The organism is Flagellimonas sp. L-11 (genome assembly GCF_056857735.1).
Map to the genome: position 1 here is coordinate 1 of NZ_JBSXNR010000074.1, position 18,753 is coordinate 18,753.

Annotated in this window: 19 protein-coding genes and 1 pseudogene; 12 read left to right on the forward strand and 8 right to left on the reverse strand. The window is 40.9% G+C overall.

Going from position 1 to position 18,753, the window contains the following annotated elements:
* From AC13CC_RS14870 to AC13CC_RS14885, 4 genes and pseudogenes are all read left to right on the forward strand, one after another.
* Positions 1–132 (forward strand): annotated as a pseudogene (locus tag AC13CC_RS14870) (IS5 family transposase); the annotation flags it as partial.
* A gap of 492 nt (positions 133–624) precedes the next feature.
* Complete coding sequence (locus AC13CC_RS14875; protein WP_014031530.1) at positions 625–819, forward strand: small ribosomal subunit protein bS21; 195 nt, start codon at positions 625–627, stop codon at positions 817–819.
* A gap of 8 nt (positions 820–827) precedes the next feature.
* On the forward strand, positions 828–1,562 hold the full coding sequence (locus AC13CC_RS14880; protein WP_326278735.1) for an NYN domain-containing protein: 735 nt from the start codon (positions 828–830) through the stop codon (positions 1,560–1,562).
* A 15-nt stretch (positions 1,563–1,577) separates the two neighbouring features.
* The gene (locus AC13CC_RS14885; protein WP_482877439.1) at positions 1,578–2,444 is read left to right on the forward strand and encodes a sigma-70 family RNA polymerase sigma factor; all 867 of its coding nucleotides are present in this window, start codon (positions 1,578–1,580) and stop codon (positions 2,442–2,444) included.
* 101 nt (positions 2,445–2,545) lie between these two features.
* Here the strand turns inward: AC13CC_RS14885 and AC13CC_RS14890 are convergent, their stop codons facing one another.
* The 6 genes from AC13CC_RS14890 to AC13CC_RS14915 form a co-directional block, all read right to left on the reverse strand.
* The gene (locus AC13CC_RS14890) at positions 2,546–2,923 is read right to left on the reverse strand and encodes a nuclear transport factor 2 family protein (protein ID WP_326278737.1); all 378 of its coding nucleotides are present in this window, start codon (positions 2,921–2,923) and stop codon (positions 2,546–2,548) included.
* A 35-nt stretch (positions 2,924–2,958) separates the two neighbouring features.
* Positions 2,959–3,282, reverse strand: coding sequence for a hypothetical protein (locus AC13CC_RS14895; RefSeq protein ID WP_293164392.1), 324 nt, complete (start codon positions 3,280–3,282; stop codon positions 2,959–2,961).
* A 28-nt stretch (positions 3,283–3,310) separates the two neighbouring features.
* A complete protein-coding gene (locus tag AC13CC_RS14900) occupies positions 3,311–3,733 on the reverse strand; it encodes a VOC family protein (protein WP_326278739.1) in 423 nt (140 codons plus the stop codon).
* 133 nt (positions 3,734–3,866) lie between these two features.
* A complete protein-coding gene (locus tag AC13CC_RS14905; protein WP_482877442.1) occupies positions 3,867–4,277 on the reverse strand; it encodes a VOC family protein in 411 nt (136 codons plus the stop codon).
* A gap of 44 nt (positions 4,278–4,321) precedes the next feature.
* Entirely contained in the window at positions 4,322–4,738 is a 417-nt protein-coding gene (locus tag AC13CC_RS14910; RefSeq protein WP_326278741.1) for a VOC family protein, read from the reverse strand.
* On the reverse strand, positions 4,728–5,771 hold the full coding sequence (locus tag AC13CC_RS14915) for a dihydrofolate reductase family protein (RefSeq protein WP_482877443.1): 1,044 nt from the start codon (positions 5,769–5,771) through the stop codon (positions 4,728–4,730). Before AC13CC_RS14915 ends, AC13CC_RS14910 begins: the two co-directional genes overlap by 11 nt.
* Positions 5,772–5,923: 152 nt before the next feature.
* On the opposite strand from AC13CC_RS14915, the gene AC13CC_RS14920 reads away from it, so the two are divergent.
* Positions 5,924–6,904, forward strand: coding sequence for a GlxA family transcriptional regulator (locus AC13CC_RS14920; protein ID WP_326278743.1), 981 nt, complete (start codon positions 5,924–5,926; stop codon positions 6,902–6,904).
* A 377-nt stretch (positions 6,905–7,281) separates the two neighbouring features.
* Positions 7,282–10,296, forward strand: a complete 3,015-nt coding sequence (locus AC13CC_RS14925) for a VPS10 domain-containing protein (protein ID WP_482877445.1) — start codon at positions 7,282–7,284, stop codon at positions 10,294–10,296.
* A gap of 117 nt (positions 10,297–10,413) precedes the next feature.
* On the opposite strand, the gene AC13CC_RS14930 is transcribed toward AC13CC_RS14925, so the two are convergent.
* Both AC13CC_RS14930 and AC13CC_RS14935 read right to left on the reverse strand, forming a co-directional pair.
* Positions 10,414–10,632: a hypothetical protein gene (locus AC13CC_RS14930; protein ID WP_326278745.1), complete on the reverse strand. Its 219-nt coding sequence runs from the start codon at positions 10,630–10,632 to the stop codon at positions 10,414–10,416.
* Positions 10,633–10,644: 12 nt separating this feature from the next.
* Complete coding sequence (locus tag AC13CC_RS14935; protein ID WP_482877447.1) at positions 10,645–11,139, reverse strand: DinB family protein; 495 nt, start codon at positions 11,137–11,139, stop codon at positions 10,645–10,647.
* Positions 11,140–11,373: 234 nt separating this feature from the next.
* Between AC13CC_RS14935 and AC13CC_RS14940 the strand changes: the two genes are divergently transcribed.
* The 6 genes from AC13CC_RS14940 (at position 11,374) to AC13CC_RS14965 (ending at position 18,740) form a co-directional block, all read left to right on the forward strand.
* On the forward strand, positions 11,374–12,336 hold the full coding sequence (locus AC13CC_RS14940; RefSeq protein ID WP_326278791.1) for a helix-turn-helix transcriptional regulator: 963 nt from the start codon (positions 11,374–11,376) through the stop codon (positions 12,334–12,336).
* Between the two features lie 11 nt (positions 12,337–12,347).
* Positions 12,348–12,956, forward strand: coding sequence for an alpha-ketoglutarate-dependent dioxygenase AlkB family protein (locus tag AC13CC_RS14945; protein WP_482877449.1), 609 nt, complete (start codon positions 12,348–12,350; stop codon positions 12,954–12,956).
* A gap of 166 nt (positions 12,957–13,122) precedes the next feature.
* Entirely contained in the window at positions 13,123–13,953 is an 831-nt protein-coding gene (locus AC13CC_RS14950; protein ID WP_326278748.1) for an endonuclease/exonuclease/phosphatase family protein, read from the forward strand.
* Positions 13,954–14,145: 192 nt separating this feature from the next.
* Complete coding sequence (locus tag AC13CC_RS14955; RefSeq protein ID WP_326278749.1) at positions 14,146–14,601, forward strand: (2Fe-2S)-binding protein; 456 nt, start codon at positions 14,146–14,148, stop codon at positions 14,599–14,601.
* Between the two features lie 18 nt (positions 14,602–14,619).
* Entirely contained in the window at positions 14,620–16,824 is a 2,205-nt protein-coding gene (locus AC13CC_RS14960; protein ID WP_482877451.1) for a xanthine dehydrogenase family protein molybdopterin-binding subunit, read from the forward strand.
* Between the two features lie 461 nt (positions 16,825–17,285).
* Complete coding sequence (locus tag AC13CC_RS14965; protein ID WP_482877453.1) at positions 17,286–18,740, forward strand: arginine decarboxylase; 1,455 nt, start codon at positions 17,286–17,288, stop codon at positions 18,738–18,740.
* Positions 18,741–18,753 lie beyond the last annotated feature (13 nt).

The window sequence follows — 18,753 nt, forward strand, 5'->3', positions numbered from 1 at the left end:
TGGATGGACAGCTTCCGATCGCTGCTCAACAGGTTCGATACGACGGTCGAAAGCTGGAAAGGGTTCAACTATCTCGCGTTCATCGTAATAGCTCTTAAAAAATTCAACAGGAAAAAGAAGAAAAAAGTTTAAACCACTTCATGTTTTTAAAATCAACTTAATCAGTTAAAATATCTTATGGAGCAGGATTTGTTTTAGTTGTCCTTTCTTTTGTTGATAGGATGGTTCCTCAGCCAAGTTATGGTCTTCTTCCGCATCTTTGGCTGTATAGCATAGCCTTTCTTGGGATTTTAACCGACACAAATGCAAAAGAACCTTCCACCGGAATTAAAATAAAAGGACAAAAGCGGCTTAAATCCAATTTAAATCCTTTCCTTTATTGTGCATTGCGGATAATGGACAATCAGTACTCCAATCCTTAAATATCAAGACAGCTTTCTCCCTATTAATTCCTAGTTCAGAAGAGGCTATTTCTTAGGTTATTTTTTGTTTGAATATTCATCTTTTTGATGCTTGCATGGCTAAAGTCCCTATATGCATTTCCAAGGATCAAACATATCCTTGGACAACAGGCCTATGTTTTAGATTGCCTGTAATTACATGAACCCTTAAAGCACAAAACATATGCTAAAAATTAAAATAGTTCCCGGTGAAAATATTGAAAGAGCCTTGAAAAGATATAGGAACAAGGTGCGGAACACCCAACAGTTAAAACATATTAGGGAAAACCAAAGGTTTACCAAAAAATCCAAAGAGAAAAGGGAAGAACTTGCAAAGGCCGTCTATAAGAATGAATATTTAAAAAGAAACGAGGAGTAATATTTATTATGGATAAAGATTTAAGCCTTGCCGTACTAATAGATGGCGATAACATTCCCTCCAAATATGTCAAAGAAATGCTGGAGGAAATTGCGAAATATGGAAACCCCAGCATTAAAAGAATCTACGGAGACTGGACCAAGCCAAGTTTGGTAAAATGGAAGGATGTCCTTCTTAAAAATGCGATAACACCTGTTCAACAATACGGATACACCACCGGCAAAAACGCCACGGACAGTGCGATGATCATAGATGCGATGGACATCTTGTATACCGGGAAGGTAAATGGTTTTGCCCTGGTGTCGAGCGACAGTGATTTTACGCGTTTGGCAATACGATTAAGGGAGGCCGGTATGACAGTTTTTGGAATTGGAGAACGAAAGACCCCAGATCCCTTTATAGTGTCCTGTGATAAGTTTATATACCTTGAAATATTACATAAAGCCCCTGTAGGCGATGCCAACGACACAGAAAAAAATAGCAAGAGTAAAATAGATAAGATCACTCCCAAAGTGATAGACCTTATCCTAACTACCATAGCAGATGTGGAGGATGAGGAGGGGTGGGCCTTTTTAGGTGAAGTTGGTACACTCTTGCAAAAAAAACAACCCAATTTTGATGCCAGGAACTACGGGTTCCGAAAATTGACCCCTTTGGTCAAATCCTTGAACCAAATTGAAATTGGCTCCAGAAAAAACCCAAAGGGCAATGGAAACTTGATTTACGTAAGGACGAAGTCCTAATGAGACAGATAAGCTATGAGACCACTTTCAATATCAAAACTGATAACAAACAGGGATACCCCATCGCTTACACGGTACTTAAACGACATAGCCCGTATCCCGATGATCACGGAAGATGAAGAGGTGGCTCTAGCTATACGAATAAGACACGGGGACACATGGGCCATGGAAAAATTAGTGTCTGCCAATTTGAGGTTTGTAGTATCCGTTGCCAAACAATACCAATCAAGAGGGCTTAACCTCCATGACCTTATCAACGAGGGCAATCTCGGATTGGTCAAAGCGGCTACAAAATTTGACGAGACCCGTGGCTTCAAATTTATTTCCTACGCGGTTTGGTGGATACGGCAAGGCATTATTCAGGCACTTTCCGAAAAATCGAGGATGGTTAGATTGCCCCTGAATAAAATAAATGTCATAAATAAAATAAAAAAAGCTTCTTCCCATTTTGAACAATTGCACCAAAGATCGCCCACCGCAGAGGAAGTATCGGAACTTATTGATTTCTCATTATCCGAGATTCAGGTTTGTATGCAGCACGTTTCATGGCCTATTTCAATGGACGAATCATTGCAAGTCGGGGATGGGGAGCTAAATCTGTACGACATTATTCCATCAAACCAGTTGGAAAGTCCTGAACAAAACATGATAGGCCAATCGTTACATGCCGAAATAGATGGTATTTTGAACATGCTGGATTACAGGGAAGCCTTTGTGATCAAAATGTTTTTTGGCGTTGGCAATAGCGAATCCATGGGAATTCAACAAATTGCTTTAGAGTTAAAACTGAGCGAGGAAAGAGTTCGACAAATAAAGGTAAAGGCTTTGTGCCGTCTAAGAAAATCTTCAAATATTGGGTTTTTAAAGGAATACATGGTTTGAACACCCTAACTCTATCAAGAGTCTTCAAAGACAAAACCTCCTTTTTAATTTTTGATTAGGAGGAATGGGGATTGGATTCCTTGGTACTGTCAGTATTTAGGTTAGTTTTTCTCAATTAGATAGGAAACAATGGTTTTGACACGGCTTCCTTTGGCACTTGTAAATTCGTAGAAATCGGAAAAACCGAATACACTCCCATCTTCCATCAACATTTCACCATTTATGGCGGCTTCCTTTCCGTGGGTGATTATGCTGTGAATTGTTAATTCGCACACTTTGTTTTGACGCATTTCCTGTAATACTGTTCTAAATTGCCCTTTTCCATTTACGGTTTTTTTTCCGACTAAAGTCCATGTGATATGGGTATCCAAAAACTCCACGGCCTTTTCTATATCGTTGGAGGCAAAATAGCAAGTAAGGTGTTTGACCAGCTCTTTTTTTGGGGCATTTCCACAGTCGGGCTTTATATTCAATTTCACTTTAGATGGATTATTGCAGTTATCAGTAGTCAATTTTAAGCAATTGTATTGTAATGGTCATGGAAATTAGATGTTCCATTGGGGGTATCAGTGCCCTTTACAGGGATTTCATCAGGTAAGATTTGTATATCCTCTTGATATTTTTTTACCAACTTAATAATTGGAGCAGTGTCCATTGTACTTCCTGCTGTGGCTACCCGAAGTATATTGTCACAATCTTCCAAATCAAAATTAATTTCACAAGAAGGAAATTCCTTTTGGAGTTTGCCCAAAAGGAATTCCGCTTTTTCAATAGTGGTTACCGAGGTACAAAACACCTCTACAATTGTTGTTTGTTGTCCATTGAAACTGTTGCCCATATTGCGGTTTATAAAATTGATGGGGTTACTAGCTTTGTGGATTATAGTTTACCATCCAGTGAATACCGAACTTGTCAACAAAACTCCCGAAATAATCGCCCCAAAATTGATTGGCCATTGGCATTTCAATTTCTCCTCCTTTTGATAGACCATTGAACAAACGGTCTGCCTCTTCCTTGCTCTCCGGATGAATGGAAATGTAGGAGTTATTGCCTTTTTTTAGGGAATGTCCCATGGAGGGAACAATGTCCGATGCCATTAAAATAGTATCGTTTGATAGTGGCAATGAGATATGCATGATGCGATTTTTCTCTTCTTCAGATAGTTTCTCGGCATCAGGGGCATCTCCCATTTTCATATTTGCTATAAAATCCCCGCCAAATACTGTCTTATAAAAGTTAAATGCTTCCTCTGCATTTCCGTCAAAATTTAAATACGTGTTTACTTTCATTGTTTTTGATCTTTAGTATTAATGTTTTTAAAAATTCATTGTTTGTAATATTTCTTTTGTACGTCATTCCGAATTCCTATCCATTGGGCAGTCAGTCAGGGTATTTATAAATCTCATTACACTGAAAATCAGATTACCCGGGCATTTTTTCCAGGTCCATATACAACATACTCCATCGGTGTCCGTCCAAATCTTCAAAACCAAAAGCGTACATCCAACCATCGGATTCACCAGGTTCGGCAAAGATTTTGCCACCGGCTTTTTGTACTGTTTTAGCCATTGTATCCACTTCCGATTTACTCTGGGCATCTATATTGATCAATACTTCCGTTCCTTTTTCGGTGTCACTGATTTCATTCTGCGCAAACCCTTTAAAAGTGTTCTCTGGAAATAACATCAACACAAAATTGTTTTCCCCTATATAGAAACTTCCCAAATGCTCGGCATTTTTATGCCTTGGGTTTTCTTTAAATCCGATGGCTTTAAAAAATTCCTTCGATTCTTTAATGTCCTTTACAGGTAGGTTCAACCAAATAGTTTTCATGTTTTTTAGTTTAAGTTATGTTCTCCGCCTGCTTGATGCAGGGATTATTTGTTCAAATTGCAGAAGAGGTTAAATAAGTGCCCATCCAAATCGGCGAAGACACCAACGTAATAACCGTTATCGTCGTAAAAACTTTTTCTGTCCTTCCTAGGGTCAAAACGAATGGTTCCCCCTATCTCTTTAACTTTTTCTATGCACTCGTGGATTTCTTCCTTGCTTTCCGCGGAGAGGGTGAACATAATTTCATTGCCTTGGCTTAGGTCGGACACCTCTCCTTCAAGACTTGTTTTTAGCTTTTCTTTTTTAAAAAAGTGAATAACAAACGCATCCTCTCCGAACAAAAAGCTTACCAAATCTTTTGAGGGAGTTCCGTTTTGCTTAAACCCCAATGCCAGATAAAACTCTTGTGTTCTTTCAATATTTTCTACGCCCAGATTTGCCCAGATTTGTTTAGGTGTCATTTTTTATGGTTTTAATGATTTGTTGTAGTTGATGGATGTGGCGCTGTGTATGTACGGTATTAAAGCCGATCCATTCAAGGCGGGTAAATGGCCCATATTCTGGGATTTCAAAATCCAGACAGGTTTTTGACAGGTCCATATTCTTGGAATTTGTATTGACCCATTGAATTTTCTCTTCCAAACTAGTAAGAAGACGTTTTTTGTCAATGGGGTCATTTGTTGGAACAATCGCTTTGGGCGAATCCATTTTGATGTCAAAATTTAAAAACAACGCACGTATTTCAGCTAGTTTTTGGTCTGGGGGGCGTTGGGTATCTTCAACTTCTCCCAGCAAAATTTTGGATACTTCGTATGATTTCTCCAAATGATCACCGACCTGCCCGGCGGTCCAACTATTTTTGGTGGGCTTTATATTGAGTTGCTCATTGGTCAACGAAGAGAGCAGCTCAATAAGCGTTGAGGTCGCGGTATCATACGCTTTTAAAATATTCCTGTCCATATTTTTTGCTTTGTACGTTAGCAGCACATTGCCACATTTAAAAGATTTGGCGCTTACTAAATTGAGTTGTTGCTGTTTCCCGGTTTTAAACAAAGGTGTTCCTTTTCCCAGCACCACAGGATTTACAATAATTCGGTATTCATCTATTAAATTGTGTTTTATAAATGAAGAGGCTATATTGGCCCCAGCGAACAACACCATGTCCTTCCCTGGTTTTTCCTTCTCTTTTTGTATTTCTTCGGTGACGTTTCCGCGAGCTATTCTGGCATTCATTTTTGCCTTTTGTAGGGTTGTGGAGAATACAATTTTGGGTGTTTGGTTCATTATGTCTGCAAATTCACCTTTTTGATCGGGCCAATAATCAAGCATCAACTCATACGATTTTCTACCATAGATAAAAGTGTCGATGGTTTGCAAAAAATCCATCATATAAGCTTGCATTTCATCATCCCAAACGTGCCAATTGATATCATTGTCCACCCCTTCAATATAACCGTCGATGGACACTAGCATAGATAAAATAACCTGTCTCATAACACTTGTTTTCTATTTAACAATCAAGGAGTTACCAAAGATATGTGTACTAATTTGTACTTTGGGGGTATATTTACGTCAATATAACGGGTTGATTACGACAGCAACTTAATATACCTTTGAATTAAAGTTAATCAATTGATTTTCAGCAAATGAAACATATATCGATACTTGTTCCAGAAGGCGATTCAAGCCTGAGCAATTTGGAGGCAACCTTTAAAATGTTCAATATGACCAATAGTGCCCTGCAAAGAGCGGGCAAAGCCCCAATGTTTGCCACTCACCTTGTGGGCGCACAAAAAACAGCGAGGTTAAGTAACGGGATGTTCAATATTATACCAAATACCACTATTGAAGATATAAAGAAAACCGACTTGATCATTATTCCTGCAATTCATGGTGATTACAAGGAGGTAGTTACTAAAAACAGTGCACTTATTCCTTGGATCAAAGATCAATATAGCAATGGTGCCGAAGTGGCGAGTCTGTGCATTGGTGCATTTATATTGGCAGGTACAGGTTTGCTCGATGGAAAGGAATGTGCCACGCATTGGCTGGCAGCAAGTGAGTTTAGGGAGATGTACCCCAAAGTAAATCTGGTGGATGATAAAATCATCACCGATGAGAACGGTTTGTACACTAGCGGGGGAGCCTATTCATCTTTAAACCTAAACCTTTATTTAGTGGAAAAGTTTGCTGGTCGCGATATGGCGGTGCTATCTTCAAAAGTTTTTGAAATAGACATAAGCCGTGTCAGCCAATCGCCTTTTATCATCTTCAAAGGGCAAAAATCCCATAACGATAAGGAGGTTTTAAGGGCTCAGGAATTTATCGAACAAAATTATCAAGATAAAATAACCGTTGATGAGCTATCCGATAAAATTGCGGTGAGCCGAAGAACTTTCGAGAGGCGTTTTAAAAAGGCTACCTCAAACACGGTTATCGAATACCTGAAGCGTGTTAAAGTGGAAGCTGCCAAGAAAGAACTGGAAAAAGGAAGAAAAACGGTCAACGAAGTAATGTATGAAGTTGGGTACAACGACCCCAAAGCGTTTAGGGATACTTTTAAGAAGATTACGAACATGACGCCATCAAAATATTTAAATAAGTACAGTAGGGCAGTTGCAATTTGATATAATGTAGCCTGTTGTGCATTTTGAAGGCTTCATACGCCAAAGGCCGTCAATTCCAGTGAAAATCCAAAGGGATTTTGCCTGCCGGCAAAGGCAGGTATCGAGAATCGGGTTTTGACCTGAAATTCTGGTTCTCGATACGATTTATTTTTTTTCGGCTTCAACTTCGCCCAACCACCGAAAATCACTCGAATTGACGAATGTCAATCATAATGCACAACAGGTAAAATACATTAAGAAGAATCCTTTCTTTTTCATAAGGATGAATAGCCGAACCGTTCAACTTTTCATTAAGGGTAATAATTCCATCTCTATTCAATTTCAGATTGACTAAGTATTTAGTAGATTTGAGAAGAAACCAACTATTCTACTAACTCATGACCTTAAAGCAACGCTCTTTTTATTTTCTTTTTACTTTTTTAGTAAGCTGTGTAACCTTAGCACAGGATTTCGAAGCATTACAATACCGAACCATAGGGCCCGCAAGGGGAGGAAGGGTAACCACCGTTACTGGAACAGCCATGCTCCCGGGGACTTTTTATTTTGGGGCCACTGGCGGAGGTGTTTGGAAAACAGATGACTATGGGACCACTTGGAACAATGTTTCCGATGGTTTCTTTAAAACACCCTCCATCGGCGCTATCGAAATCGCAGCCAATGATCCCAATATCGTTTATGTGGGAACAGGTTCCGATGGAATCCGTAGCAATATCATTTCAGGGAAAGGGGTGTACAAATCCATTGATGCGGGAAAAACTTGGGAACACATCGGATTGGAACATACAGGCCAGATCGGTGCCGTGGAAATAGATCCCACGAACAGCAACATTGTTTGGGTTGCTGCCATTGGAAATGCATTTAAACCCAACAAGGAACGTGGCATTTTTAAAACGACCGATGGAGGAAAAACATGGGAAAAGGTGCTTTATGTTTCCGAAGAAACAGGGTTCGCCGACTTGGAACTGCTCCCTGGTAACCCAAATGTTGTTTATGCTGCCGCTTGGAAGGCACGCCGCACACCTTGGACCATTGATTCGGGTGGAAAAAACAGCGAAGGCGGTATCTACAAATCAATCAACGGAGGTAAAGATTGGGAAAAACTGGAAAATGGTTTGCCAAAAGGGTTGATCGGTAAAATTGATTTAGCGGTTTCGCCAGCGGATTCAAAAATACTTTATGCCGTTGTAGAAGCACCAGGCGAAGATAGGGGATTGTATAAATCCGTAGATCAAGGAAAGTCATTTACACACGTTTCCGATGATGTGAGATTGGTGAACAGACCATTTTACTACACTAATATTGAACTGGACCCGACCAACCCCGATATCGTGTATTCCAATGCCAACCCATTGATAAAATCCATGGATGGAGGAAAAACATGGAAACGCATGAGTGTGCCCCACGGTGATAATCATGACATTTGGCTCAATCCGGACAACCCCGATTTATTGATCCAGTGTAACGATGGCGGGGCAAACGTTTCTCATAACGGAGGTAAAACATGGTCTACGCAGTACAATCAGCCCACGGCAGAGATCTACCAAGTTGCTGTGGATGACCAGTATCCATATTGGGTGTATGGTGCCCAGCAAGACAATACCACCTTGGCCATACCAAGCAGGGCGCCCAAAGCTACGACCACGCCCAACGAAAGCATTATGATGAATGTGGGCGGTTGCGAAACCGGTCCCGTGATCCCCATGCCGGGCAATCATTACATTGTTTATAACAACTGTAAGGGGCGCTTTAGCGTGTACAGCAAAAAAACGGGGCAAAGCCGCGAATATTCCATTGGTGCATCCAATATTTACGGACACAATCCTAAAGACTTAAAATATAGATTCCAGCGCGTAGCACCTATCCATGTATCCCCTTTTGATCCAGAAGTGGTGTACATGGGTTCTCAATTCTTGCACAAAACCAGCAATGGTGGCAAAAACTGGGAGATTATTTCCCCCGACCTTACGGCCAACGAACCCGACAAACAAGTTATTTCCGGAAATCCCATCACTCGCGATATTACCGGAGAAGAATATTACAGCACTTTGTATTCCATCAGGGAGTCAAAAATAAGCAAGGGCGTAATATGGACGGGCTCCAATGATGGGATTATTTCCATTACCAAGGATGGGGGCAAAACTTGGAAAAATGTTACGCCGAAAAAACTCCCCAAAGGAGGAAGGGTAGAGTCTGTGGAACCATCACAGTTCAATCCCGCCAAGGCTTACATTGCGGTGGATCGTCATTTATTGGGCGATGAAACACCTTACCTCTATAAAACAGAAGACTACGGTGAGAGCTGGGAGTTGATCAGTACCGAATCCAACGGAATCCCATCCGATTATACCGCAAGGGTTTTACGGGAAGACCCTGTTCGCGAAGGGTTATTGTATGCAGGTACCGAGTTTGGAATGTTTGTATCGTTTGATGATGGCGAGACTTGGAAAAAGTTTCAGCAAAACCTTCCGGTTACCCCAATTACTGATATTACGTTGTTCCGAGGAGATTTAATTTTGAGCACCATGGGGCGTGGTTTCTGGATTTTGGACAAGGTTACTACCCTTCAAGATGAGAATATTACACAATTGGGCGATACACCGGTGTTGTTCAGGCCTGATAATACCTACAGATACCAAACACCATGGGGCGGGGGCGATTTTCCAGAATACCCATCAACCAGCGTGATTATTGATTATTACCTCCCGTCTGACATTACAGAAGGGGTGAGTCTTCAAATTATGGATGCACAAGGTAAAGAGGTGGCAACCATTGTCAGTGATTCCACTAAATTGAAATCCACCACAGAAAAAGTGGAGGACATGAGCCTTAGCATGACCTTTGTTTACATGGATGAAAAACTGGAGACCAAAAAGGGCATCAACCGTTTTGAATGGAACCTGCAGCAAAAAGGAGCTTGGACAAAAAACAAGAAAAGACGCTACAAAAACGGGCCAATGGTATTGCCGGGAAAATATACCGCTAAATTAACGGTTGGTAACGAGTCTTTCGAGAAACCTTTTGAAGTGCTTATGGATCCTAGATTGGAAGAAGAAGGAGTTTATTTGTCAGACATGAAAGAGCAACAAGAGCTTCAGTTTAAGGTAATAGACCTATTATCGGATGCTAGACAACTTCAAGACAAGGTTGAGGAAAAAATTAAGGAACTGGAAAAAAACAATGCCACTGAATCCAGCTTAAAACAATACAAGGAAGCATTGAAACAACTCAAAAATGATGAGGGGGCCTATCCAGAAGTGGTAATGGTAGCCCAAATTTCGTATCTCTACTATATTTTAAGCGGTGCCGACAAAGTGCCGGGGCAAGAAGAAAAAGACAGCTATCAAGAGTTGTTGGCCCAATTCAATGAGCTTAAGCAAAAGGTTGTTCTGTAATTTAAAAAATTGTCAAAACAATCAGTACAATGTCAATTCGAGCGCAGTCAAGAATTTAATGATTGCTGTTAATCAATAGGTTTCGACTGCGCTCAACCTGACATAATGTATCTACGATCAATGCAGTTCCTCACAATGAAAACCTTGACTGTGCAGCAGTGAAGCAATGGATGGAGCCGTTACCCCTTGGGTCTCGACCCGGAGAATGTTGTCACAATCCTCCAGGTCAAAGTTCCAACACCCATCCTTGTTTACCAATTGGTTCAACAGGGGACGCAACTGCCTTACTTGCGATTCGCCCCAAACGGACGTCTTGAATACTAAAATAGTTTTCATCCCGGGTAAAATCTATCGTTCGTAGAAAAATGGAGGTTCAACTTCCAAGGCCCTCAAATAAACATACCCCTGACCGCGGTGGTGTACCTCATTGTCAATAAAATAAAAAATGGAAGACTGTACGGAACCTTCATACTGCCCAAAGAGTTTTACGTGTTCTTGAAAACGCTCCAAATCAATCTGGCTCCATAGTTTATTGATTTCCTCCGTATCCTGATCCCATTTTTCCAAAAACTGGGCCTTTGTGCTGCCGTAGTCCTTGTTTTCATCAAAATCACCGATTTTGCCCGAAACAATTTCGGTAAGTCCGGGAACGGCAATGGCAAAAAGTTCCTTTACCATTTCAGAAAAAGGGCGCATTCCACCAATACTGTAATTAAAGAACTCTTTTTCCGGAAAGGCTTCGATTACCCTTCGGGTAAGTGCTCTATGGCCTTGGTAATGTTCCAAAAATTGTGTTGGGGTAATCACTTGTGCTTCGGTTTGCTTTTTAGTGGTGTTTTCCATGATGCTTTGTTTTTTTAAGGTTTATTGTTTCTGAAACCAAAAGTATGAGGGGGATGTGACAGCCCTTTGTCAGCAGAAAAAAAAGAGTAGGAAAAAAGTTCATGACAAGCAGTTGTCACTCTGCCTGCCTAGTTTTGACATGGATTTAATAGTAAAAAATGAATCAAGATGAGCAAGAAAAGATCTCCCGTCCTTGGATTGAAATCCTATCTTTGGGAGATAGCTCACACAATTATGGGAATGGATACCGCAAAACGTTTTGATAGGATAGTTGCCATTTTAATACAGTTGCAATCCAAGCGGATTGTAAAGGCCCAAGAACTGGCAGACCGATTTGATGTGAGCCTACGTACCGTTTACAGGGACATTAGGACTTTGGAAGCCTCGGGCGTGCCCATTGTAAGTGAGGCAGGTGTGGGCTATACCATTATGGAAGGGTACCGTTTACCCCCGGTAATGTTTACCCGCGAAGAAGCTGGAAGCTTTGTGGCCGCTGAAAAACTCATGCAAAAGTTTACCGATAAATCCCTTGGGGCTTACTACGAGTCGGCCATGTACAAACTTAAATCGGTGTTGCGCGGAAAGGAAAAGGATTGGGTGGAAACCTTGGAGTCCCAGGTGTCCATAGTGCCGGGGCAGGTTTTGTTCAATGAAAAGGTGACCAATGCCCTTGAAATTTTGTTCGAGAGTATTGCAGAGCGGAAGCAGGTTTTTTTAAGATACGAATCATTACGGGAAGAAACCCCATCCGAACGTAGGATAGAACCCGTTGGACTTTTTCATGAAAATGGATTTTGGTACATATTGGGCTATTGTCATTTGCGGACAGATTACAGGCATTTTCGAACAGATAGAATTCACCGAATAGCTAGAACATCATTGGATTTTATGCTGGAACATGGCACTATTGATGAGCACCGGAAGAAAAGAGAGGAGGTCAGCAGAACAAAAGTGAAGATATTGGTCGATAAATCTGTGGCCAAGTATATTCGCAATCAAAGCAAGTACTATGGCCTAATTTCAGAAGAAGTCAAGGGAAAAGAAGTGGAAATGACCTTTATGACAACCGATTTGGAAAATGGCTTTGCCAGATGGTACCTGATGTTTGGGGATTATGCCAAGATTATTGAACCGGAAGCATTAAAAGAAAGAGTGGGCGATATCCTGAAAAAAAGCCAAGAAATGTTGTTCGCTTAATTTTAATAAAGATGGATTTGTTCACCAATCAAATAAACCCCGATAAGAATTGGTTGCCAAAAGATGGCGTGGTAAATTATTATGGCCCGATCATGAAGCATGAAGAAGCCAATCACTATTTTCAACAACTTTTTGATACCATTGCATGGAAGAACGATGTAGCCTTGATGTATGGAAAAAGAATTGAGACCAAGCGAAAAGTGGCTTGGTATGGCGATGAGCCTTTTGAATATACCTATTCCAATCACACCAAAAAAGCATTGCCTTGGACTCCAGAATTATTGAAGCTGAAGGAGCTTGCCGAAAAATTAACTAAAGAAACCTATAATTCATGTCTGCTCAATCTGTACCATTCCGGGGAAGAAGGCATGGCATGGCACAGCGATGCCGAGAAAGATTTGAAGAAAAATGGCGCCATTGCCTCCCTTAGTTTTGGAGCTGAACGTAAGTTTGCTTTTAAGCACAAAGAATCCAAGGAAAAGGTAGGGTTGACCCTCGACCATGGGAGCCTTTTAGTAATGAAAGGGAGTACCCAAAGCCATTGGCTCCATCGGTTACCGCCAACTAAGTTGGTGAAAACACCAAGAATCAACCTTACCTTTAGAACAATAGTGATGTAATGCCTTAATTACTTAAAACAAATTATTCTTTTTTTTATGAAAAATAAAGATCTAGTAACCTAGATACCCCATAAAATGAATAGTTTGCATACTTAAATTATAAAGCATTCGACCCCGTTCCTATTACTCAAGAAGAATAAATAAAAAAAACATAAAAACCTGAACAATGAAAAACACCTTTTTAATGCTTTTGGCCATTGGGACATTCTTAAGTGTTCAAGGACAAACCATTGACGTTATTTCGTATAACATTCGATATGACAACCCTGATGATGCCCCCAACAATTGGGACAACCGAAAGGAGTTTCTCATCTCACAGCTTAATTTCTACAATCCGGATGTATTTGGTATTCAAGAGGGGCTGATTCATCAAGTAAAAGAAATTGATAATGGTTTAAAGGACTACGCTTATTTTGGCGTAGGACGCGACCATGGTGATGAAAGAGGGGAGCACACGGCCATCTTCTACAACAAAGAAAGGGTGAAACTTATTGAACAATCTACTTTTTGGCTTTCCCTAACCCCTGATGAACCGTCCAAAGGATGGGATGCTGCTTTGCCCCGAACCTGCACCTACGGTATTTTTAAAAATAAAAGTGATGGCACCAAGTTTATGGCTTTCAATACTCATTTTGACCATGTTGGGGTGAAAGCAAGGGAGGAAAGTTCCAGGCTCATCCTCGAAAAAATAGAGGAATTGAACACCGAAAACCTTCCGGTGGTCTTGATAGGCGATTTTAATTTGGAAAGCAACAGTAGGGGTGTGCGGGTAATTTTGGGTAAAATGGCGGATGCACACATTGCTGCCGGGAATAATGCTTTTGGCCCTCAAGGAACTTTCAATGGCTTTGAATTCAATAAACCTGTGGAACGCAGAATAGATTATATTTTTGTTTCTGATAGCTTTGAGGTGCTTAAGAGTGCCATTTTGAGCGACTCCAAGGATACCCGATATCCCTCCGATCACTTGCCCGTTTTTGCGCGGTTAAAGTATTGAATCGAATCAAATGGTCAACACTTTTGATGACTTTTTTAATTGGTTTCAGGATGAATTACCCGCTTCTTATTTGTATTGATTTTAAGTAACTTGGGAAAAACTAAAAACAATGTTAATTTTTCACGGAAGTTTAATATAATATTCCATTTTGTTGCAAGAAATATTTAACTTCAAAAGGAATTAATCAACATCATGGCGAAATTTACACTTAACATCAACGGAACAAAGCAGGAGGTCGATGTGGATCCATCCACACCGGTACTCTGGGTTTTAAGAGACCATTTAAACTTGGTCGGAACAAAATACGGATGCGGAATAGCTCAATGTGGAGCCTGCACCATTCATTTGGATGGGACTGCTACGCGAGCCTGCATGACAACAATATCATCCGTAGGAAACTCCAAAATCACTACAATAGAAGGATTGTCAGAAGAAGGCGATCACCCAGTTCAAAAAGCTTGGCTGGAAGTCGATGTGCCCCAATGCGGGTACTGTCAGGCTGGTCAAATTATGACAGCTTCCGCTCTTTTGGAAAAAAACCCAAACCCAACAGACGAAGAAATTGAAATGGCCATGAACGGCAATATCTGCCGTTGTGGTACCTATACCAGAATCAAAAAGGCCGTAAAACTGGCGGCTAAATCATAAACCCATAAAACTAGTATAATGACACTTGTTAAGACAAAAATTGGACGACGGGCCTTTATTCGAAATACAGGATTGGCCAGTGGTGGACTTGTTATCGGGTTTAGCTGGTTAGCTTCTTGTAAAATGACTCCGGAGCAGGTAAATAGCCTGCCAGATGAGTGGTTTGAACTCAACGGTTTTCTCAAAGTAGGGGATAATGGTATGGTGACCATCATGTCGCCCAACCCCGAAATAGGTCAGAATGTAAAAACATCCATGCCTATGATCGTGGCAGAAGAGCTCGATATCGCATGGAAAGATGTATTGGTGGAACAAGCTCCATTGAACACCGATATTTTCACACGGCAATTGGCCGGTGGTAGTCAGTCCATCAGACAAGGATGGGAAAGTTTAAGAATGGCCGGAGCCACTGCAAGACACATGTTGAAAGAAGCAGCAGCACAGGCTTGGGGCGTTTCGGCAGATGAAATTACCACGAAAGATGGTGTGCTGACCCACGAAGCAAGCGGAAATTCCGCAGGCTATGGAGATATGGCGTCCGCTGCAACCGGTATTGAAGTGCCCGAAGAGGTACAGTTAAAAGACAATGGTAACTTCTCTATTATAGGTACGGATAAGAAAAATGTGGATGGTAAAAAGATAGTTACCGGTAAACCACTTTTTGGATTGGATGTGTATAAAGACGGGATGCTTACCGCCATGATCGTGCACCCGCCTGCTTTTGGTATGAAATTCAAGAGCATGAATGCAGAATCGGTAAAGTCCATGCCCGGAATAAAAGATGTTTTTCACTTTGAGGCATATCCCGAAGATGTAGAAAAACAATGGTCGGATGGAGGTGCTATCCCAGAACTGGTCGCCATTGTAGGCAACAGTACATGGGAATGTATGCAGGCCAAGAAAGCATTGAATGTGGAGTGGGAAGAAGTGTCCAAATTGGAAAGTACCTCTTACCATGAAGAAGCTCTTGCATCACTTTTGGAAAAAACCCAAGAAGAACCAGCAAGAAAGGATGGAGATGTGGAGGCAGCTTTTAAAAAAGCGGCAAAAATTGTTGAAAGTACCTATTCAGCACCCTATTTGGCCCATAATACCATGGAGCCCATGAACTTTTTTGCGCACGTTACCCCAGAAAAGGCGGAATTGTTGGGTCCAATACAGACTCCTGAATTTTTAGAACAGACATTGGTGTCCAGATTAGGTATGCCAGCAGAAAAGATAGATGTAATGATGACCCGCATGGGCGGAGGTTTTGGCCGTCGCTTATATGGAACTTTTGCAGTGGAGGCAGCAGCGATTTCCCAAAAAATGAATGCTCCGGTGAAATTGGTGTACTCTAGGGAAGATGATATGACCCAAGGTACCTACCGACCCTCTTACAAAGTAAAATACAAAGCGGGCTTGGACGAGAACGGAAACCTGATTGCTTGGCATGTGCGCGGAGCAGGTACCAACGATGACCTTATCTTTGAAAACCGTTTTCCTGCAGGAGCCGTGGACAACTATTTGGCTGAAAAGCACAGCTTGGAAACCAATGTGACCACTGGAGCATGGAGAGCACCACGTTCCAACTTTATTGCAGGGGCCGAACAAGCCTTTATGGATGAGGTGGCAGAAGCGGCAGGCAAAGACCCATTGGAATTTCGTTTGGAACTTTTCGATAGAGCCATAAACAATCCTGTGGGCGACCCAGAGAAAAATGATTATGACCCAGAACGTTATGCGGGAGTGCTGAAACTTGTCAAGGAAAAATCCAATTGGAACACCGAAACAGGCGAATCCCGTGGTGTAGCAGCATATTACTGTCATAATTCCTATGTGGCCCAAGTATTGGAATTGGAAAATGGCGGCGGCGATATACCGAGAGTTAGTAAAGTGACCTGTGCCGTGGATTGCGGTATCGTAATTAATCCATTGGCTGCAAAAAACCAGATTGAAGGTGGGATAGTAGATGGTATTGGCCACTCAATGTACAGTGCGTTGACTTTCGAGGAGGGTAAACCAGAGCAATCAAATTTTGATACCTATCGTCTCATGCGCAATTCCGAAGCACCCAAAGATATAGAAGTGCATTTTGTTGATAACGGCATTGATCCAACCGGTTTGGGAGAGCCTTCCTTACCACCTGTCATAGCCGCATTATCCAATGCATTGTACAAAGCAAAAGGAAGACGTTTCTACAAACAACCTTTCATTAATGACAAACCACCGTTAGTAGGTTAATCACATTGATTTAAATAATAGAGAGAAGCTGGTCAGTAGATGTTTTTTACTGGCCAGCTTTCGTTTACAATTACTTTTATTTTACTTTTTTTTATGTAACTATTTGATATTCAAAAAAATATGATCAATAAAAATTTTTGTAAAAAAAGTTGCAGTATTGGATTTTTAGTTATGTTTGCCCCATAAATGAGTCCACCGAATATGGACGCATTGCCTATAAGCTTTGAAGACTTTTTTCATGTTCGGGCTTTTGGGGATAAGAAAGTCTACCCAAAAAGCCGTCTTAAGATCAAGACACCGGATATACGGGCTGACTTTCGAAGAGCTATATCATATTGACCGTGATTTTTCACGGAATCCTTACTTTGTACCATATACCATTTTTGAATTTCGTATCTGAAAACATTGATTTTCAGGCCTCCTATTTTATTAATATCTTATAATACAATTACGAAATTTAAATGAAAACGAAATACATCGACTTAATCGAGCAAACCTATGATTTTCCCCAAGAGGAATTTCAGTTGGAAGACAATAAATTACAATTCCATGGAATAGATCTTTATGGTTTGGTGCAACGTTACGGGACTCCTTTAAAGTTTACCTATTTGCCCAAAATATCCGAGAATATCCAAAGGGCAAAGGGTTGGTTCAATACAGCTATCAAAAATCATAACTACCCAGGCAAATACCATTATTGTTATTGTACCAAAAGCTCACATTTTGAGCATGTTTTGAATGAAGCCCTTAAAAATGACATTCATATAGAGACTTCATCGGCTTTTGATATCAATATTGTTGAGCATTTGAAGAGTGCTGGCAAAATCACAAAAGACACCTATGTGATCTGTAATGGTTTTAAAAGGGATCAATACATCCAAAACATTGCAAAGTTAATCAATGAAGGCCATCGGAACTGTATCCCGATAATTGATAATTACGAGGAAATTAATTTGTTGGGCGAAGTAATTGATGGAAAATTCCAGATTGGAATCCGAATTGCCTCCGAAGAAGAGCCCAAGTTTGAGTTTTATACCTCTAGATTGGGTATCGGCTATAAAAACATAGTGCCTTTTTTCAATCAATCCATAAAACCCAACAAACAAGTTGAGTTGAAGATGCTTCACTTCTTCATTAATACGGGAATACGGGACACGGCATACTACTGGAACGAACTTTTAAAGTGCTTAAAGGTCTATATCAACCTAAAAAAAGTGTGTCCAACATTGGATAGCTTGAACATTGGTGGCGGTTTTCCGATCAAAAACTCCTTGGCCTTTGAATACGATTATGAATACATGGTAGACGAGATTATCCATCAAATTGCCCAGGCATGTCAAGAAGCAGGCGTGGAGCCCCCCAATATTTTTACTGAATTTGGAAGCTTCACCGTTGGGGAGAGTGGTGGAAACATTTACGAGGTACTCTACCAAAAGCAACAGAACGACCGAGAAAAGTGGAACATGATCAACTCATCTTTTATAACCACCATGCCAGATTCTTGGGCTATTAGCAAAAGGTTTATTATGTTGGCCATAAACCGTTGGAATGATGAATATGAGCGTATTCTTCTGGGAGGACTTACCTGTGATAGCGATGATTATTATAACTCGGAGCAGCACATGAACGCCATTTATCTTCCCAAATATAGAAAGGACAAGCCCCTTTACATTGGATTTTTCAATACAGGTGCTTACCAAGAAACCATAGGTGGTTTTGGCGGATTGCAGCATTGCTTGATTCCCCATCCTAAACACATTCTCATTGACAAAGATGAGGAGGGGAGTATAAAAACATCGGTATTTGCAGAGCAACAAACAGCTGATGAGTTTTTGTCCATACTGGGATATGAAAACAAAAAGTCCACAGATATATGGGTAGAGGCCGAAGATGTATCGGTACCAAGCAATAACTGAAAAAAGAATTATC

Coding starts and splice junctions, on each gene's coding strand:
- AC13CC_RS14915 (WP_482877443.1), bottom strand. CDS start 5,771: ATGAGACAGGTTATTTTATCTATGCTAGTGTCCATCGACGGTTATATT.
- AC13CC_RS14930 (WP_326278745.1), bottom strand. CDS start 10,632: ATGAAAACTATTTTAGTATTCAAGACGTCCGTTTGGGGCGAATCGCAA.
- AC13CC_RS14920 (WP_326278743.1), top strand. CDS start 5,924: ATGAAACATATATCGATACTTGTTCCAGAAGGCGATTCAAGCCTGAGC.
- AC13CC_RS14935 (WP_482877447.1), bottom strand. CDS start 11,139: ATGGAAAACACCACTAAAAAGCAAACCGAAGCACAAGTGATTACCCCA.
- AC13CC_RS14955 (WP_326278749.1), top strand. CDS start 14,146: ATGGCGAAATTTACACTTAACATCAACGGAACAAAGCAGGAGGTCGAT.
- AC13CC_RS14905 (WP_482877442.1), bottom strand. CDS start 4,277: ATGAAAACTATTTGGTTGAACCTACCTGTAAAGGACATTAAAGAATCG.
- AC13CC_RS14945 (WP_482877449.1), top strand. CDS start 12,348: ATGGATTTGTTCACCAATCAAATAAACCCCGATAAGAATTGGTTGCCA.
- AC13CC_RS14965 (WP_482877453.1), top strand. CDS start 17,286: ATGAAAACGAAATACATCGACTTAATCGAGCAAACCTATGATTTTCCC.
- AC13CC_RS14940 (WP_326278791.1), top strand. CDS start 11,374: ATGGGAATGGATACCGCAAAACGTTTTGATAGGATAGTTGCCATTTTA.
- AC13CC_RS14925 (WP_482877445.1), top strand. CDS start 7,282: ATGACCTTAAAGCAACGCTCTTTTTATTTTCTTTTTACTTTTTTAGTA.
- AC13CC_RS14910 (WP_326278741.1), bottom strand. CDS start 4,738: ATGACACCTAAACAAATCTGGGCAAATCTGGGCGTAGAAAATATTGAA.
- AC13CC_RS14875 (WP_014031530.1), top strand. CDS start 625: ATGCTAAAAATTAAAATAGTTCCCGGTGAAAATATTGAAAGAGCCTTG.
- AC13CC_RS14880 (WP_326278735.1), top strand. CDS start 828: ATGGATAAAGATTTAAGCCTTGCCGTACTAATAGATGGCGATAACATT.
- AC13CC_RS14885 (WP_482877439.1), top strand. CDS start 1,578: ATGAGACCACTTTCAATATCAAAACTGATAACAAACAGGGATACCCCA.
- AC13CC_RS14900 (WP_326278739.1), bottom strand. CDS start 3,733: ATGAAAGTAAACACGTATTTAAATTTTGACGGAAATGCAGAGGAAGCA.
- AC13CC_RS14960 (WP_482877451.1), top strand. CDS start 14,620: ATGACACTTGTTAAGACAAAAATTGGACGACGGGCCTTTATTCGAAAT.
- AC13CC_RS14895 (WP_293164392.1), bottom strand. CDS start 3,282: ATGGGCAACAGTTTCAATGGACAACAAACAACAATTGTAGAGGTGTTT.
- AC13CC_RS14950 (WP_326278748.1), top strand. CDS start 13,123: ATGAAAAACACCTTTTTAATGCTTTTGGCCATTGGGACATTCTTAAGT.